The organism is Ectobacillus sp. OTK (assembly GCF_059698935.1).
In genome coordinates, this window is the sequence record NZ_AP048547.1 from 3,487,505 (window position 1) to 3,505,292 (window position 17,788).

General features: G+C 42.5%; 14 protein-coding genes. 3 read left to right on the forward strand and 11 right to left on the reverse strand.

Annotated elements, in window-relative coordinates:
- Positions 1 to 52 precede the first annotated feature (52 nt).
- The 3 genes from AC6HZ4_RS17285 to AC6HZ4_RS17295 all read right to left on the reverse strand — a co-directional run bounded on the left by AC6HZ4_RS17285 (position 53) and on the right by AC6HZ4_RS17295 (position 6,124).
- The gene (locus AC6HZ4_RS17285) at positions 53 to 3,415 is read right to left on the reverse strand and encodes a tubulin-like doman-containing protein (protein ID WP_497495753.1); all 3,363 of its coding nucleotides are present in this window, start codon (positions 3,413 to 3,415) and stop codon (positions 53 to 55) included.
- A 16-nt stretch (positions 3,416 to 3,431) separates the two neighbouring features.
- Positions 3,432 to 5,558: a vWA domain-containing protein gene (locus AC6HZ4_RS17290; RefSeq protein ID WP_497490895.1), complete on the reverse strand. Its 2,127-nt coding sequence runs from the start codon at positions 5,556 to 5,558 to the stop codon at positions 3,432 to 3,434.
- A 230-nt stretch (positions 5,559 to 5,788) separates the two neighbouring features.
- The gene (locus AC6HZ4_RS17295) at positions 5,789 to 6,124 is read right to left on the reverse strand and encodes a hypothetical protein (protein WP_497490896.1); all 336 of its coding nucleotides are present in this window, start codon (positions 6,122 to 6,124) and stop codon (positions 5,789 to 5,791) included.
- 328 nt (positions 6,125 to 6,452) lie between these two features.
- On the opposite strand from AC6HZ4_RS17295, the gene AC6HZ4_RS17300 reads away from it, so the two are divergent.
- Positions 6,453 to 6,623, forward strand: coding sequence for a hypothetical protein (locus tag AC6HZ4_RS17300; protein WP_497490897.1), 171 nt, complete (start codon positions 6,453 to 6,455; stop codon positions 6,621 to 6,623).
- Positions 6,624 to 6,749: 126 nt separating this feature from the next.
- Here the strand turns inward: AC6HZ4_RS17300 and AC6HZ4_RS17305 are convergent, their stop codons facing one another.
- The 3 genes from AC6HZ4_RS17305 to AC6HZ4_RS17315 all read right to left on the reverse strand — a co-directional run bounded on the left by AC6HZ4_RS17305 (position 6,750) and on the right by AC6HZ4_RS17315 (position 9,967).
- On the reverse strand, positions 6,750 to 7,463 hold the full coding sequence (locus tag AC6HZ4_RS17305) for a class I SAM-dependent methyltransferase (RefSeq protein WP_497490898.1): 714 nt from the start codon (positions 7,461 to 7,463) through the stop codon (positions 6,750 to 6,752).
- A gap of 199 nt (positions 7,464 to 7,662) precedes the next feature.
- Positions 7,663 to 9,336, reverse strand: a complete 1,674-nt coding sequence (locus tag AC6HZ4_RS17310; protein WP_497490899.1) for a peptide ABC transporter substrate-binding protein — start codon at positions 9,334 to 9,336, stop codon at positions 7,663 to 7,665.
- A 355-nt stretch (positions 9,337 to 9,691) separates the two neighbouring features.
- On the reverse strand, positions 9,692 to 9,967 hold the full coding sequence (locus tag AC6HZ4_RS17315) for a hypothetical protein (RefSeq protein WP_497490900.1): 276 nt from the start codon (positions 9,965 to 9,967) through the stop codon (positions 9,692 to 9,694).
- A 341-nt stretch (positions 9,968 to 10,308) separates the two neighbouring features.
- Between AC6HZ4_RS17315 and AC6HZ4_RS17320 the strand changes: the two genes are divergently transcribed.
- The gene (locus AC6HZ4_RS17320) at positions 10,309 to 11,523 is read left to right on the forward strand and encodes a cytochrome P450 (protein ID WP_497490902.1); all 1,215 of its coding nucleotides are present in this window, start codon (positions 10,309 to 10,311) and stop codon (positions 11,521 to 11,523) included.
- 534 nt (positions 11,524 to 12,057) lie between these two features.
- Entirely contained in the window at positions 12,058 to 12,381 is a 324-nt protein-coding gene (locus AC6HZ4_RS17325; RefSeq protein ID WP_497490903.1) for a mannosyltransferase YkcB-related protein, read from the forward strand.
- Positions 12,382 to 12,648: 267 nt separating this feature from the next.
- Here AC6HZ4_RS17325 and AC6HZ4_RS17330 read toward each other — a convergent pair whose 3' ends face one another.
- The 5 genes from AC6HZ4_RS17330 to AC6HZ4_RS17350 form a co-directional block, all read right to left on the reverse strand.
- Positions 12,649 to 13,083, reverse strand: coding sequence for an ABA4-like family protein (locus tag AC6HZ4_RS17330; protein WP_497490904.1), 435 nt, complete (start codon positions 13,081 to 13,083; stop codon positions 12,649 to 12,651).
- 33 nt (positions 13,084 to 13,116) lie between these two features.
- Positions 13,117 to 14,010, reverse strand: coding sequence for a hypothetical protein (locus AC6HZ4_RS17335; protein ID WP_497490905.1), 894 nt, complete (start codon positions 14,008 to 14,010; stop codon positions 13,117 to 13,119).
- Between the two features lie 142 nt (positions 14,011 to 14,152).
- Positions 14,153 to 14,680: a TetR/AcrR family transcriptional regulator gene (locus AC6HZ4_RS17340; protein ID WP_497490906.1), complete on the reverse strand. Its 528-nt coding sequence runs from the start codon at positions 14,678 to 14,680 to the stop codon at positions 14,153 to 14,155.
- 775 nt (positions 14,681 to 15,455) lie between these two features.
- Positions 15,456 to 15,629: an aspartyl-phosphate phosphatase Spo0E family protein gene (locus AC6HZ4_RS17345; protein WP_497490908.1), complete on the reverse strand. Its 174-nt coding sequence runs from the start codon at positions 15,627 to 15,629 to the stop codon at positions 15,456 to 15,458.
- Positions 15,630 to 16,317: 688 nt separating this feature from the next.
- Entirely contained in the window at positions 16,318 to 17,661 is a 1,344-nt protein-coding gene (locus tag AC6HZ4_RS17350; RefSeq protein ID WP_497490909.1) for an aminotransferase-like domain-containing protein, read from the reverse strand.
- Positions 17,662 to 17,788 lie beyond the last annotated feature (127 nt).

Sequence of the window (17,788 nt, forward strand, 5' to 3'; positions counted from 1 at the left end):
GAACACCCTCCTTCAGTTATACTATTCAAAGGGTGTCAAAACAAACATACTTTTATGCAAGCTCCTCTTCTTCTGCCGCCTCCTCCTGTACGCCAATCATATGAATCCATTTTTTATAGGAAGCACTGTTTTCATCTACATATTCTTTAGCATAGGAACGATTCCATAGCTGCTCCGTAAAAATTGCTGCTTCTTTTCTCGCCATTGCTTCAGCGCCTGCTCCATAATATGATTTAAAATATTGTACAATTTCATCAAGCAATAGCCGCAGCAGCTCATCTGATGTTTCCTCAAGCGTACCATCCCGCTTCGCTTCGCTTCCATACATCAACACGACATCGAGTATGTTATGAATAAACTCTTTCTTCAACCACCGTACATCCTGCGCCCCGATTAAAAATGGATGCGTGTATAAATGGCCTCCTGTTTGCAGCGCCTTTTCATGCTCCTGTTCAAACCGGGTAATAATGTTTTCATAAATGAACGGATTATGCAGGAAGGCCCGATGAAGCTTGTAGCCTTCACAAGTTACATTTTTGCCCATCGACTGAATCAAAAAGCTGCGCCCAACCCCATTATATTGATAGACAAACTGCTCCTCCACCTTCACAAGGCTAATCCAGCGGTATATATATGCATATAAATAAGCGCGATTACACTTTTCATAGTCCATTTTCGTTTGTGTTGCGTTCAAATCCGGCATAAATGCCGGTAAGTGCCAATACTTATCAAGATGCGGCGTTAGATTGGATTTACGAATGTTCAGCTTATTAATCCGGCGGTAGTATGCTTGAAAATAGTCCCCCTTGCTCTCTTCATAGCCGTTATGCGCGTGGCCGGACGACAGCTTCGGGAAATCCTGAAGAGATAAGCCGTAATGAGCGCGGTAGCAGATGATTTCATATGGCGAAAATGCTGTATCGACTGTTTCCTTCTCTTGAAATACCTGCTGAAGCAGCTCATCGCTTACATCGCGTCTTACATTCGGATGAATGCCCCAATACTGTAATTCGCGGTGATGTGGAACCTTCGGGATAAACGGGCTCGCCAAATGTACGAGATCGTCAATCTTTCTTCTTACATACTCCTCCCGGTCCTCATTATAAAAATCTGCTTCTTTCCGAAGCGCCTCAATAATTGTAAAGTCAAGTTTATCCCGATAACGCGTACGCAGTTCCTTCCGGCAATAAGAGAGAATATGAATACGGTAAAAGTCCTCCACCTTCTCGTTTGTCCGCTCTTCTCCATTCGTCTCCTTGCAATAAGCACGATATAAGCTCAAATAAATTTCACTAGAAATGTCATGAGGCAGCAGCCCGTTATCTACACTTTGATAAATTTGCTTCCATACCTTCTCCTGCATATCTTGCTCAGCAAGCACGTATACATTCGTCGGATTTGTTTTTCCTTCAAACTCCTTTGAACGTTTATGAATTTCCAGAAGCAAGCTTTCTCTCGTTTCGTACAAATTATCGAAAAAGCGCTCCCAATGCTTAATCATTTTGTCAATCGCTTGATATAGCGATTGATAGACAAGCTCAAGCAGCATTTCCTTCCGGTACTCATTCAGCTTGTGCACATATTGCGTAATAATGTCCTGAAATTCCTTACGAAAGGCTCTTTGCTCATTATAAAACAGCTTACCAAACCACCCTTGCTGCTCAGCTAGTTCAATGCGCCGCACCGCAGTCACAGTTCCATCAACATTTCCAACATTAAATTTTTTATCGTAATTTTGAATCATTGTCCGCTTTTGTTCGTTATTTTCCTGCAGACGTCTTATCCTCTCTGAAAGCAGCTTGCGAATTTCATACAGCATAAACCGGGCTGCTACGGGGTGAACAGGAGACGGACGTTTTAAAAACCATGTATTCAGCTGGTAGGACTGCCCCTCAGACCCGACTGGAGAAAACTGGTCAGATTCCATCATGTCGTACACAAGCGTTGTAACGTGCTCATGCACACGACTCGGAATGCTGTACGCATATAGCCGCACCGCATGATCAAGCCGGGCGACCTCACTCTTCATCTGATCCTGTATCTTTAGCTTCGCTGCAGAAATTTTACATTCCCTTTGCAGACGGTTTAGTTCCTCATCCTTTTGGATTGTACGCTGAATATAGCTTTCGACTGCTTCTAAAAACTGTCTTGCTTTCGATAGTCCGCTTTTTCCCGCTTCTGCTCCTTCACGCGTTTCCTGATAGATGCTTCGGTAAAACGGATGGGCGCGTTCCGGACGATTTGCCAGATGCTCCAAATCCTCTAAAAAGCTTTTGCCGCGCTCTGGCTTCTCGCGCTGAATGCCGCGGCGCACATCCTGCTCATAACGCAGCTTCTTTTCCTCATACAGCTTATCAAGATGGAGCCATGACTCATCAAGTCCCTGCACCGCCCATTTTAATGCGCTATATTCGAGCACATGCTCATATGGATAAATCAGCCGTGCCGCTCCAGCTCCGCAATAACGCGCTTTTCCGTTCGAATCGGCGAGCTGCTGAATTTGGTTATCCTCTTGGGCAAAATGATTGGAGGAAAGAGGGCTAAATAACTGCAAATAAATCGTATTTGTCATTTGCTCCATGTAATCTGATAGACTTTGTAAATGATGACCGTGTAAATTTTCATAATCATATAAAAAGCAATAATTATACGGCAAATGCTTTTGCGTAATAATATGATTGGTTCTCCCTTCCTCATCAACCTGATCAGGACGGTATTCCAGTTCAATTGTCACACCGCCGCGCCGCGACAATTCCCCTGTTGAGCCAAGCGTAATCGCGTGCAGCTCCTTTAACGACGCATAGCCATTTGCTTGCACGGATTCATATTCCTTAGCGCTAATCGTTCTTGTTTTCACTAAAGCATCCGGCATCAGGAAGGCACCGCGAATGAGAATATTATTATGGTGCAGCTTTTTCCGAAGCATTTCCCGCAAATATAGGGCAATTTGCAAAAACATGCCCGACCCAGTTCCACCAGCAAGTGAAGTAATAATGATGACTCGGACCCCATATTCTGTCGTATCACTCGTCACAGGAAAGATTTTTTCGATTTCCTGCCAAAAGCTCGTTAGCTTATCGTCCTTCATTGCTGCCCGCAGTGCAAGCCGGGAAATGACGCGAAGCTGTCCTGCCCCGTCTGTGAGCGGTTTATCTAAAATCGTCGGGTCATGCGGAAACCAGTCCGTAATTGTTTGATCCTCTGCAATGTACTCCCGAGGTGTTTTACTTGAACTCGTTTGTGTCACAAATCTTCGAATATGCTGAAACTTGCTTACAGTATGGATATCTGTGTCAAACACGTGCATTGCCACACGTTTCTTTCGATCGTTCGGAATTTTTTCATACACATTGTGAGTGATGGCACTGCCAATGCCGCCGAGGCCGATGAGAATTGTAGGAACCTGCATATTCACGCTTACCACACTCCTTTTAGTCGCATTCATAGCGGTATACTTCCTTACCATATCCCTTGTCGATTACAACTGTTTCATTTGGGTACAACGTTTTATGCTCTTTGCCAATATCCTCCTCCTCTAAAAACGAACCATCAATCATCATGCCTTCTACCTGTGACTCTTTCGCAATCCAAATAGCCTTTGTACCTTTTTTTGCAATAAAGGTAATAGATTGGACATTTCGCCGCTCACTGCGATACGGAATCCCCAGATAGTGGCGCCACCAGATATTGCGAAGAAGCTGCGGCTCCGCCGCATGAATCCAATCCTCCGAGATCGACTGATCCAGCTCATAGTAGATCAAGCCCTTCCTTTGAAAGCGGGGCCGTACGATCCATCCTGTCAGAAGGATAAGTATGACAAGGGCTGCTGCGCTGGCTGGAATAATAAAATGAAAAATAACAGCATACCTCTCGAAAAAGGAAACATCCTCAATTCTTAGCGCAACGTTTTGCTTTACTTCTTCAAATGCCGGATCTCGTAATGAAATCGTTGCTTCTACTAAACCCGTATCTGTAAAATTTAACGTGTTGGAAATATAGGGGCGCGGATATAAATAGAGCTGGTTTCCATGCTGCTTCCATTCATAGTTCAGATGTTTATTAAAGGTGACAGAGGCCGATTCCAAAAGTCTAGCTACCTCAGTATCTTTCATCTCTTTTCCATTCAAAAGCGGTTGTATTATAATTGGAGCGCTCTCTGTTAAACGATTCACCTTCTCACTCCAGTCATTCGTTAAGACCGCGATAGAAAGCTTCGGCTTCGGCATAGGAGCAATGCGAAACTCTTTTGACTGCCGGTAAAATCCTTTTATATTCATATGAATACTGCCGCGCACCGGAGCTGTCCCTAATTTCATCTCATACTGAAAGGCTTTTCGCTTCTCATCCCACCTCATCAAGGCAGAATTGCCGTTATACTCAATTGACGCAGAAAAATATAGAGCATCTACAGGCAGATCATTCGGCTTTGCCTCTATTACAACCGTACTATCTGCATACATTTCATCCCCCGCTGCAATCAGGCGGTCCCCTTCCTTTTTATACATATGCACCGTGTAATCAAGAGCTGGTTCAGCAAGAACCTTCCATCTCACTGATGAGGAAAGATTGCCTTGGAACTGCAATTCATAATTGCCCGGGTTCATCACATCCCCGTTTTTCGCCGCAACATGAACGATAGAGCCGGTAATCATGTTATTTTCTGGTGTTTCTGTTTGAAACGGACCATCTATTCGAAGCGATGATTCATTCGTATTCTCAAGGCGAGGGAGCTGCTCCTCCCCGTTCGTCTGCTGAACGATCGTGAGCCGTCTGAGCGGAAATGGAGTCGACACCTTCAGCTTTTCACCGTCCCGCTTCACCTGAACATAATCCTCAGCGCTAGAGAATGGATCTCGGTTGGCAATTAACGCCGCTGCTTGATCAACGCTTTTAATAATTCCATCCTCTTCTCCTGCCGCAAGCACAATCCCATTCGTTGTATCGCGCCAAATTTGCTGAAAGGCATTCATTTGTGCCTTCTCCTCCGCGCTTAAATCTTGGTCCATTGTAATTAAAATGCTATGAACTGACGCTTTTTTCCCTTCCATCCACGCCGCAAATGACCGCATTGTATCGGTGATTCTTTTTCTATTTGCATCGTATTGCGCGCTTTTCGGCGATTCCAACTCGTTAAAAGCGCCATCCGTTAACACGATTAACCAAAATTCGCCATCCGCATCCGCCGCAACCTGCCTTTTTATTGAAGCTATTGCCGTTTCCACTGCTGTAAACGGTGTATTTTTATACTGATTCCATTGGCGAATACCGTCAATTTCCTCCTGCCTCTTCTCCTTAGAAAGGTCCATTGTTATTTCCTGGGAAGGCCGGCTCATCGGAATGAATGAAAAAGAATCCCTTTCATCCAGCAATCCAACAAAGCTTTGCAGTGCATAGCTCGCATACTTCCATCGATCTTTTCCATTTCTCATGCTGCCCGAATCATCATATACAAGCGCAACCGCTCTTTTCTTCGGTCCCTCCTTCTCTGCTAATCCTTGGATGGGCAACAGAGAAAACAACAACAATAAAACGCACGTGGCAATCAGCTGTTTTTTCATGATGACACGCCACCTTTACCATAGGATAGTCCTATGTTTAAATCTATGATGTCCTAGTAGATATATGACTTGTATTTTTCGGGAAATGATATGTACAATAATTTTATTATGTAAACTTAAAACAACTTTGTAGTCTGTCAAACAATTATGCTTATGATACATATATGATAGATGTGCCAAAAAAAGAAAGGTGACTCATTTTGGCCCCCTTTCATACGTGTTCGTTTTTCTTATTGTTTCACGTATACCTCTACAACTGGATTTTGCTTATGGTCAGCATGGAGACGAATGTTCTCCTCTGGAGCGTTATAAATCTCTGATAGCAGCATAATGGTTAACACGTTCGGAAGAGCAGCATCTGTGCCATACTTTCGCTCCAATGCATCCTTTAAATCAAAATCCAAATCTCCTTGAATATACGTATATACTTCAAAACCGTCTTTTAAATCGCAAACAATACGGTCAACGATGTCAGCTCCAATCTGCTCCTTCATTTCGCTTCGCAGCGCATCGGTAAAATCATTCCATGGAACTTCGTATATTTGAAATACATCAGACTCATTCATTGTGAATTCCTCCTGCCCTTTCTCTTCTATATGGTAGGTTTTCCTGTTCTCTGGAAGATATTCGTCAGAAAAACGAATCAACACACCTGAAAGATGGGAGAAAACTCACTTTTCTAGTTCAACTGCCTCTTACTAGTGAACCCGCACAGGCAAAGCTTGTACAAGGTCATATACTATACGAAAAGGGGGGATCCTCATGAATCCTAAGCAGTGCTATGGCTTATGCTGTAAATACCACGGCAAGGTTGTCCGCATAGAAGATATAAATGGTCATGTCCATATAGGCAGAATTATAGACGTCACAGATGAAAGTGTGTGGCTTCAACCCGTGGACTCGCACAAATTTGATCTCGGCTTCGGCTACAACGGCTATGACGATTTCGGACGCGACTACGGTTATGACTATGACTATGACTACTATTACGGTGCAGGTGCTGTCATTGAATTCGCATTTGGCTTTATTGTCGGCATCGCTCTCGCTGCGTTATTTTTCTTCTAGGCAAAAGGGCAGACTGTGTCTGCCTTTTTATGGATAAGCAGAGACATACTGCTAGGAAACCAGCCGCAACATATCGACCCTAAAATAAAAGTTCCATTTTCCCAAGAGGAACTACAAAGTTGGAATCTAAGGTTTACATATAAATACACGATGTCCAAGCAGATGACCGTACGCTCTAATAATTGCTTCATGCTGAGCCCAAACTGTATATATACTTGGCTCGATCTGAGGTGACACATCCCAGTCAGGCAAGTCTGCGTACAAATGCATTTGCTTAGCTATTGTGCCGCCGCCAATTGTTTCTGCATGTGAAAAGCCTGCCTCCAGCAGCTTTCTCATCCATTCCGCTTCTGTCAAAATTTCTTTTGTGCCGTACAGTGAACTAATGTCTTCTTTTTCCTGCAGCAATAGCGGCCGCTCTACAGTCATTTCCAACAAAACAGCAATACCTTGAGGCTGAAGAACACGGCGCAGTTCTCCAAGCGTTTTGTTTATATTTGTAAAAGCAATAACCGATTCAGATATTACAAGTGAAAATGATTCAGATGCAAAAGGCATCTGCTCTACACTGCCATGCACAAGCTTTACAGTAACACCCTCTTTATTCATACGCTTCTCTGCCTTTTGCAGCATTACAGAGTGGTTATCAATTCCTGTAACAGAGCAGCCGTATGTTTTAGCAATATATGCAGCTGTACGTCCCGTTCCGCACCCGGCATCTAATACGCAAGCTGCAGAGTCAATGGGAATGCACTGCAGTAAATGCTTCGTTAGCGCAAATCCACCCGGATGGGCGCTGCCTATCCCCATTAAGGCAAGTAAATCAATATATGAATGCATATGCAGTCTCCTCACTATTGTTTACTGCATATGTATTCCCAGAAAGAAAAAATGTGAAAGAAAAGCGGAAACAGCCCGTCCTGCTCCCGCAGGAAACAGTTCTCCGCAGGGAGCAGACCGGCGCCCTCGCAAAAAGTTATACTTTTTTATCTTATAAAAAAGGCAAAGAACAACGTATATGTGTCCTCTGCCTTTTTGTTTACTTTGCTTCGCCTTTCTCTAACACATAAGCCCATTTATAAGAGTAGTCACCACCGAAGTTGTGCTCTACAATATCTTTTACATAGGGACGTTGAACGAAAGCTGTGCCTCTTTGATATAACGGAGAAATCGCTGCATCTTCAAATAAAATTTTCTCCGCCTTCGCTAATGCATCCCAACGAGCCTTTGTATCCGTTAGAAGCTCGCCTTTAGCTGCTGCTACAAGCTCATCGTATTTTGTGTTAGAGTATCCCATTTGATTATGGGATCCGCCAGTTACGAACATATCAATGAATGTCATTGGGTCTGGATAGTCCGGACCCCAGCCAGAGAAGGAGAAGTCATAATCACCCTTCGTTTCTAGATCAAGCTTTTGCTTGAATGGCTGAGGCTTAATGTTTACCGTTAAGCCTGGGAGATTCTTCTCCAACTGCTCCTTCAAATATTCGCCTACCTTCTTGGAGCTGTCGCTGTCATAGTTCAAGAGCTCAAGTGCAACTTTGTCCGTACCAAGCTCTTTCTTTGCTTCTTCCCATAGCTTTTGAGCTTTTTTTACGTTCGTCTTGTTCATATCTCCATTTATTTTACGGAAATCGTTTCCTTTTTCATCTGCAACGAATTCAGCCGGAACTAAAAAATAGGCTGGTGCTGAACCATTGTTTAGCAATACATTTGTTAACGCCTCTTTATCCTGTACTAAGCTAATTGCTTGACGAACCTTCAAATTAGCGAGAGGCGTGTCTTTTCCAAGGCGCTTCTGATTGAAGCGTAAAAAATATACAGACATATCCTTTGATGTATGGAACTCATCGCTGGATTTATACTTGTCTACAAATTCAGCTGTTAAGCTTGTACGATCTACTTGACCGGAATCATACAAGTTCACCATTGTTCCTTGTTCTTTTACAACGCTAACATTAATTTGGTCAAGCTTAACAGACTTATTATCCCAATAATTCTTATTCTTTTTATAAGTCCAGCCTTGCTCTGTTTTCCAATCCGTTAACACAAACGGTCCGTTATAAATAGTTGTTTCAGCCTTTAAACCAAATTGATCGCCCTGCTGCTTAATAAACTTCTCATTTTGTGGATAAAACGTAGCAAAGGAAGTTAAGTCAAGAAAATAAGGAACTGGATTTTCTAATTCCACTTCGAGTGTATGCTCATCTACTGCCTTTACACCTAAGGAATCAACAGGTGCTTTTCCCTCATTAATTGCTTTTGCGTTTTTTACATCAAACATAATGTAGGCATATTCAGCCGCAGTCGCCGGGTTCACTGCACGCTTCCACGCAAATACAAAATCGTTTGCTGTTACAGGGTCACCGTTAGACCATTGAGCATCTTTACGAAGCTTAAATGTGTACTTCTTTCCGTCTTCACTTTTTGTATGCGATTCAGCTACACCAGGAGTCGGCTTTTGATCCTTGTCGAGACGGTATAACCCTTCCATGACATTATTCATTACGATAAAGGAAACCTGATCTGTCGCCTTTACAGTATCCATAGACGGAATATCAGATGTTTCTAACAGGTTTAATACTTGCGTTTCAGCCAGCTTTCCCTCCTTTTGCGCCTCCTGCTTACCTGCGTTGTTTCCACCACAAGCAGCTAAAGCAAGGCTGGCAGCCAAAGCCAGCGCTACAACAACTGATAGCTTTTTCCTTTTCATATCGTGCACCCTCCTTATTCCTGCATACATCATCCAATTTTTTCATTTTTTAGTATGTCTCATCCATCCCTTTGCTATGTAAAAGAAAAAAGAACTTCTCTTTAGAAAGAAAGTTCTTTAGGCTCATCCCGCTATATTCAGGTACAAGTTTGCCAGCTATACTAAATGAGCCGCGCTCGTATCATCTATGTATTAAATCTCGATAACGTTATGAAACGAAATATTATTGCTCAAACATAACTCATTAGATTGGCGCATCAGCATGTTAGAGCATATTTACAAAATTTAAATTCCCATTCTTTATGCATTTTGTGACTGGTTGTTATTATAAAGGGAAGCGGCTGCTTTCCGCTGACTAACCATGATTTTGCGCCATTTTTTCTCTACTAGACCAAGAAAAAAAGGCATTTTCTCCAATTTTCCACACTAATTTCTCATCGCATTTCTTACTGCCTCCGGCAATATCATCTTTCGCTTTTGCAGAGGATTGGCCGCCAATCGCAGAATCTGCCTGTGTATGAGCACTCTTGCTAGGATTGCTATGAAAGACTGAACCGATATTAAGGGAAGCATTGCCGACCATGTTGTTGATTTTAATGGAATGAATATGAATCATACAAGACACGTCCATTCTCCTCTCCTTTTTATCCTCAGATTCATTCTATGTAGAGCTAATGCAAAATGTTAAAAAGAGGAGATGGCTATCAGAAAATCAAGGGCTTAGACACTTGTACCCAAGCCCTGTTTCAGTGATCATGTGCCGCTCTTGAACAGTCGGACAATTGAGATGACAAATTGTGCTTCAAAATATTTCTATTTATTCCCAAAATTGCTATACACTAGTAATGCGATAAATTGACAATTTCCCTTCATTATGTCCGTTGAAAACCAATAACGGAGGTGTTATTGTGTACCATGAAATACCTAATAGCATTATATCCCAACCTAGAATCTATAAGGGGGCTTACATGAATGGAAACTGTAAATCAAAAAACGGGTACCAATCGGTATGCAAATCTTATTCCGATAAAGGAAATACGCTCAACAGAAGATCAATTATTTCCTTTTCAAATCTACAATTCTCTTAGGCACTCTACACCGGTACGATATGACGAAACAAGAGATTGCTGGGACGTGTTCACATATGAGGACGTGCATTATGTACTGAAGAACCCGAAATTATTTTCCTCCGAACGCGGCATCTCCGATAAAAACAACACATTGCTGACAATGGATCCGCCAAAGCATACGAAGATGAGAAATCTCGTTAATAAGGCCTTTACACCCAAAGCAGTGAATACCGTTACAAAGCGGATCGAAGAAGTTTCTGCTTATCTGATCAATCAAGTGAAGGAGGAGGGAACAATGGACATCGTACATGACTTCGCCGCTCCCCTTCCGGTTATTATCATTGCCGAGATGCTTGGAGTTCCAATTGAAGACCGAGAACTTTTCAAGAAATATTCAGATATTCTTGTCGCGGGGGCCGAAGATGATTCTGAAGAAGCCTTCAGCAAAATGATGATGCAGCGGCAAGACGGGAGTAATTTCCTGATCAGCTATTTCAAAAATATTATTCATGAGCGGAAAGCGGATCCGAGGAAAGATTTGATTTCTCTTTTGCTAGCGGCGGATGTTGATGGCGAAAAGCTATCGGAAGAAGATATATTGGCATTTTGCGTCCTCCTGCTTGTTGCTGGAAACGAAACGACAACGAACCTTATCACAAATGCTGTGCGCTATATGACAGAAGACATGAATATACAGGTACAAATTCGTTCAAACCCTTCGTTAATTCCCAATTTTATAGAGGAAACCCTCCGTTTCTATCCGCCGATCCAAGCGATCGGACGCATTGCAAACGAAGATACAAACATAAAGGGCTGCCTCATTCCTAAAGGATCCCAGGTCATCAGCTGGGTAGCTTCAGCGAACCGGGATGATCAAAAATTTGAACACCCCGATCGCTTTATGCTGACACGGGAAAAAAACCCGCATTTATCTTTCGGATTCGGTATTCATTTCTGCCTAGGCGCTCCGCTTGCGAGATTAGAAGCAAAAATAGCCCTTGCAGAGATGCTGGCTGCATTCTCTCGATTGGAAAATAAGAAGCATATAGCCCTTGAACCAATTCCAAGCCCGTTCGTTTTTGGTGTGAAGCAATTTCCCGTGACTTTCACTGTCTGATAAACGATAAAAAAGAACATGATAGGTTTTGAACCAAAACCTATCATGTTCATCAGCCTACTAAGATTTTAACTAGTAATCTTTTTTGTGATTATCATCATCACATTTATAATAATCGTAGTAACCTTTTGTGTGATCATAATTGTAGGAACTCTTTTTTTGATTACAATCGTCATCAGATTTATGATCGCAGTCTTTTTTATAGTAAGGTTCGAAACAGCATTCGCAATGACATTTCTTAACGTAATATTTTTTATAAGAGTAGTCATAGCACTTTTTCTTCTCCTTACTGCAATCGCAATCTTTTTTCCAACCCCAGTATCCTATTATGTTCATCCCCCTATGAAGTTTTGTTGCTGCATTATAGCATATGCATGTCCAACTTTAATTGTTAGCATTTTTTCACATAAACTTATTAGAATATAAGCTTTCTAGATGATGTAAAACTTCTGAGATTTGGATTGTAAGTAGTCTAGCAGGGATGACTGTACTTTTTAGGGTAAAACGTACGCTAAGAATTCACTGGATGTTGAAATGGTTCACGTACTGTGCGATAAGTACCAAAGTATGTATGAGCCTCTCCCGCCTAAGCTCTGCAAGGCAGGAGGCTTGTCGATTACTCCAGAAGTCCTCACGTCGGAAAAACTGGAAGAATTGACGAAAAACGGAGAAGTAAAATACTTCCTAATCGGTAGTAGCGGAAGAGCGGGCCAAAGCGAATCTGTTACGGAATGGATTAAAGAGAATTCCGAAGAAGTACCGAGCAGTGAATGGAAATCAGATGAAAACACTACAACTAATAATCGGGTGCCATTTGACAGAATGAGGAATCAAACACTATATGAATATAAAGGATAACCATCATTCAAATTTTGCTGAGTGAATCAAGAGACAAACAAAACAAGCAGCCAAGCGCTTTCCCAAGAGAGCCTTGGCTTTTTCATATAGGGATTTCGTGTCATAACGATGGGTAAGAATCTACCCCATTAAATCAGGATAAACCAATAGCCCCAAATGAAAAAACACTATGCTTTCGGTAGGATGTCAGATGAAAGCATAGCGTTTTTCTGTTTTTATGCCGATTATGTTCAATCAATATAAGAAATCGCAGCTCGTTTAGTTTTATCACCTTAACTTGTTCTGTTTCCGTACCTTCCGCAGCACAAGATAACATAACAACCCAAGCGGCCCGAACATAAGAATGAGGAATAAAAGTATAGATTGCATCGGTATCGATACATACCGATGTTCCATATTATCCCTATAAACGTAATGGCCAATCGCTTGATCGAAGCAAAGCAAATGAAGCCAGACGAGTAAGGCGAAATCTGGTTTGGACAACAGTCGGATGACACCTTCCGCCGACCCGAAATCTTGAACAAATCCAAAGCCTAAGCCTGCAATAGCCATAATGATTCCAATGGTATAAAGTGCAGCGAGATATATAGGAAAAATGGCTATGTTTGCGAGAAATCTTGTAACTCGCCACGTCGGCAGCAGTATTAAAAGAAGCCAGAGCAGTACAGCTATGCTTGCGAGAGAAAACAGCTTTTCGTACATTGTTACCATCCCCCTCTTCAGGAAAATACTGTTTTAATTTCTATGCGATGATGGATTGACAGGCACCTGCCTCGGTCTAAGCAATTCAAATGCAGTGACAACGACTGTGGCAAGCCAGATGAGCAGCATGGCCCCGGCAAGGAACGGCAGCACTGTCAGTTCAAAAACGGAACGTCCGAGAGCAGTTTGTAAACCAATCAGCACGATGGAAGCTGTCCAGGCAAAACACCCAAAATGGAGCCGCCGGAAGGTATGCCTCTTATCGGTATGTACCCGTTCCGATAACCACCCTAGCAACGGTAGTGCCTGCAAAGCATGAAAGCTGAGCCCATGAAGGACAATTAGGTTTCCTGTCTCGCCCGTATACCGGCTTTGCAGCACAATCATCCATATTCCTGATGCAAAGGCAATCATGGTTGAGAAAAGCGCATAGCGGATGCCCAGTACTAAAAGCGGACGTTCATTCATCTGTCTTTTGCGATAAAACGGGATAGCAAGCAGCACAGTCACGATGATGATCAACAGCGAATCCAGCCCGAATAAGGCGCCGGCAATCGAATCGACAGCAGAGCCAGCACGCGTAAACCGCGGATTAATTCCGCGAAAATGTTGGATCGTTTCGATTGCATAGGCATATAAGGCTGTCAGCGTGAAAGTCCAGCGAATCGCCGCCCGTTTGCGTGAACCCAGCCCCGCTATCGGCAAAATGGCCGCTATGGACAAACTAAACAATGCTATTGCGGCATTGAAAGAAAACGCCCGCTCCAAGTTGCCTTCTGGAAAAATGATTGCCCCGTATAGTCCCATATATACCGCAATACCAACTGCAAGAACAAAGCCAAGCATACCAATACCTACGAGCAGCTTTTCTCCCTCAAAGAGCTTCAGCCCTGGTATTTGATCGACTTTTCGATTACCCGCCTTCATGAATGGATCATTCCTTCCTCATGTTTTTTTTAATTGAAACGGCTCTCGTTATTTATTTATTAATAAATAAATAAAATATGAGTAAAAAAGGCAGCACTGTAACTGCCTGGTCTGTCTGTTGCCTCAGTATTGATTTGGACTGTTATTTCGTTTTATCTTTAAAATGGAGTAACTGTGGCAAATCCAAAACTTCCGATATCGTAATTAAGAGACCCATTCCAATAAATTGGGAAGCTGCCGCTTCCGCGTTCGGAATTCCTGCTCTTTCAAATTTCGCGATTATAGCCTCATGGATCATACGGAACTGCTCACGGACATGCTCCCGAATGACTGGTTCAGAAATTGCATGAGCTTGCATGACCATGATAATCTCATCTCTATGAGCTTCCATGATTTGAAGGAACGCGTGCCCCATCGTCTCCGCCAATCGATCCGGAGGTGCTTCGACTTGGATGAAGGTTTCATAAATCCGTTTAATTGCCCTATCAATAACCGCCTTGAAGAGTTCTTCTTTATTTTTAAAAAAATGAAACACGTACGGCTGTGTTACTCCTGCTGCTTTGGCTACCCGCGCTGTTGTTGCCTTGTAATATCCAAGTTCCGCAAATATTCCCACGGCTTTGTCAATAATTTGTTCTTTTCGATCTCCATGGCCGGCCAATCCCTTCACCTTCTCCTATTTATTTATTGATCAATAAATAAATTGTATTCAAATATAGAGTAAAAATCAAGGGGTATTCGTGTATTGGATTCCGCCGATTTTCAGGTTCTAATAAATTTGCAACTGCCTATGAAGGCACAGAAGTGAGATGTTAAACCTATTAAAAAGCTAATACCATTAAACTTCCAATAATTGGATTATATACAGAATATTTACTTTGTAAGCGTTTTCTATTATAATAGGAATTGGGTTGGGCGGCGCGTGTGGCTGCCAAAGGTATACGGCGTAGGCGGGGCCGGTACCAAGGACAAGGTCGACTATAGTGTTCTTTATTATTGGCTAAATACGATGGATAATAGAGCGCATAACATTTTTAGCTGCTTCTCTAGCCTCTCAGCAATGAAGGCGGGAAAGCAACCATACGATTATGTAAATCCTTCTGAGTGCTCTGCAGTTTAGATCAGTCTCAAACAGGGCCCATTTATAACGTTTCATTTAAATTGTGCGATTTTTGTATTCTCTTGTCTCTTCAAGCAGCTGCGGGCGAATCTGCTTAGAAATATTAAAGATAAGTTAAACAAGCATGGCTGCTATTTATTACTTATGACAGAAACATGCAGTCTAAGAGCACACCGATAAAATATGGAAAAGATATGAATATGCATACATAAGGCTATGCATTTTTGATTGGTTCCATCTTCCATAAAACACTGCTGTGACGGGGCTTACAAAAACATGCATAAAATACAAAAAAGGGATACATCTGCCATGAAGAGGTATCCTTTTACATATTTGTATGTACTTTTATTTCTGCACTTTGTTTTTTCATAGATACATTGATCAATATATCTAATTGTTGACTGCATTGAACAGTCTGAGGATGAGTTAGCCCATATAGTTTGCTTAAATAAAATAGTTGCTCCCTTTTTTTTTCGATTAAATCTGTAAGACTAAACATACTAGCAACCTTTCTATCAAATTGAAATGGCGTTTAGGTTAAATCTTATCAAAAAGTAAGTTTATATAAAATAGTCCAAATTATGGTATTTTCATACCAAAAGCTCTTTCATTACAATAAAAAGCGCAAAAAGGATTCAACCACATTGACTAGACCCATTCATTCCGGTGCTTCTCTGCTGTTAGACAGAGCTGTTTTCTTTGACTTCGGAACATTCTGCAATTCCATAATTAACGGTTAATTCCTATTCCATGCGTGTTGACATAACACACATCATCAGAAATCGGAATCTCTTTGGAATCCGTACGAATACTAGGTTTTCTCGTTATTATGAAATTATCAATTATGCATGATTCTATACACTCCCATAATGGCGCAGCTTCCGGCTTCCTTATGCCCCACTACCATTCTCTAAAACCTGGATGAAATCCTGTATATTCCCAAATACATCATAATCTTTTGGTTTTGTATGATTCAAGATAAGAAAAAGGGCTACCCATATGTTACAGGTAGCCAAAGTATAGAAATTTTGTTGCAATTTTATTTTAACATGCTTATTCATGGTTATAATCGATTTCTAACCCTTCTTGGATGATTAATCTTTTAGGTTATTTGAGTTCAGTGATAATCACAAAACAGAACAGAGTTTTAATCTACATCAGATTCGGCAACGCATCGATTCGCAATACTACCACCTGCTGCACCGCTCCACTTCCTCAACTATCGCCTTGACCCCCTCATCGATTTGCTCCAGCTGCGCCCGGGAGATGCTGATCCGCAAAAACTTCTCCCGCTCCAGATAATCCGACAAATAGAATCCTTTTCCGGGCACGACGCTGACATTCCTCGCCGCAAGCCGCTTCGTTAGACGCTCTATATTGACCGATTGCAGCAGCTTAAACTGCATATAGACACCTGATTTGACATCCGATACTTTAATCACTCCTGCATCGTTGTACCTCTGCACCGCCTCATTCAGCGCCCGCATACGCGCCCCGTATTGGCTGTATATTTTGTGCTTGTGCCGCTCGTACATGCCGTTTTTAATGTACACTTCAAGCGCCGCCTGAGACAAAAGCGAGGTGTCGGCTGATCTTTTGGATGTACGGAATGTCCCCAGCAACCGTTCCGGCAAAACGGCAACTCCCAGCCGCAAACCCGGAAAAATGATTTTTGAAAAGCTTTTCAAATAAATGACGTGCGCAGTTCTGTCGTAAGCGTAAATTGGGTCGAAACACTGTTCTTCACCCAAGTCGGCCATGTAATCATCCTCCACAATGTACACGTTGTATTTGCCGGCTAAACCGGCGATTGCTTTCCTCTCCTCCTCACTATACGAGGTGCCCAGCGGATTGTGGTATCTAGACATCGTGTAAAAAAATTTGATTCCTCCGCTTTTGAATTTCTCCTCCAATTCCCGCAAATCAATACCTGCCGCCGTACGAGTGATTCCGCAAACCGGTATGCCCTCCGCCTCAAGAAAGCGCAAATAAATATCGTAGCTCGGCTGTTCAGCCAAGATGACCGCATTGCCGTTCGGAAATGGCATTTTCGCCAAAATTTCCAGCGCCTGCTGGACACCCGAAGTGACAACAATCCGCTCCGCTTTTGCAAACACCTGACTGTTGGCCAAATGGGAAACGAGCGTTTGGCGCAGCCTTTCCAGCCCTTGCGAATCACCGTATGTAAACAGGTGGTATTTGTATGTATCAATCGCTTTGTTCAAGCAATGCTGGAAATCCAAATATGGAAACACGTTCAAATCCGGTGACGCCGAAGCAAAATCGATCATTCCGCCTTCCGTGTTGTCACGCCAATCCTTCGGCTTTCCGACCACATAAAAGCCGCTTTGCGCGATCGAATAAATCGCGTGGCGCTTCTCCAGTTCTGCATATGCCCGTGTGATCGTGCTGACGCTGCATCCGTACAACTTCGCAGCGCTGCGGACGGAAGGCAGCTTTTGGCCCGAACTGTATTGCCCTTCCATGATTTTTTGCTCTATATCGGAAAGAATAGACAAATATTTTTTCACACCGCTTCCCCCTGTTCAATTTTCACGAATCTATCATGTTTCTCTACTCATTATACTTGGCCTCGCCAACTGTATCGATACACTTTCAGCAAAAAGGCATTGTTCAGATCAGCATTTTGTCATACCT

Excerpts from the sequence above, each read along its gene's own strand:
- AC6HZ4_RS17290 (WP_497490895.1), bottom strand. The coding sequence starts at position 5,558 with ATGAAAAAACAGCTGATTGCCACGTGCGTTTTATTGTTGTTGTTTTCT.
- AC6HZ4_RS17295 (WP_497490896.1), bottom strand. The coding sequence starts at position 6,124 with ATGAATGAGTCTGATGTATTTCAAATATACGAAGTTCCATGGAATGAT.
- AC6HZ4_RS17305 (WP_497490898.1), bottom strand. The coding sequence starts at position 7,463 with ATGCATTCATATATTGATTTACTTGCCTTAATGGGGATAGGCAGCGCC.
- AC6HZ4_RS17310 (WP_497490899.1), bottom strand. The coding sequence starts at position 9,336 with ATGAAAAGGAAAAAGCTATCAGTTGTTGTAGCGCTGGCTTTGGCTGCC.
- AC6HZ4_RS17315 (WP_497490900.1), bottom strand. The coding sequence starts at position 9,967 with ATGGACGTGTCTTGTATGATTCATATTCATTCCATTAAAATCAACAAC.
- AC6HZ4_RS17320 (WP_497490902.1), top strand. The coding sequence starts at position 10,309 with ATGGAAACTGTAAATCAAAAAACGGGTACCAATCGGTATGCAAATCTT.
- AC6HZ4_RS17325 (WP_497490903.1), top strand. The coding sequence starts at position 12,058 with ATGGTTCACGTACTGTGCGATAAGTACCAAAGTATGTATGAGCCTCTC.
- AC6HZ4_RS17330 (WP_497490904.1), bottom strand. The coding sequence starts at position 13,083 with ATGTACGAAAAGCTGTTTTCTCTCGCAAGCATAGCTGTACTGCTCTGG.
- AC6HZ4_RS17335 (WP_497490905.1), bottom strand. The coding sequence starts at position 14,010 with ATGAAGGCGGGTAATCGAAAAGTCGATCAAATACCAGGGCTGAAGCTC.
- AC6HZ4_RS17345 (WP_497490908.1), bottom strand. The coding sequence starts at position 15,629 with ATGTTTAGTCTTACAGATTTAATCGAAAAAAAAAGGGAGCAACTATTT.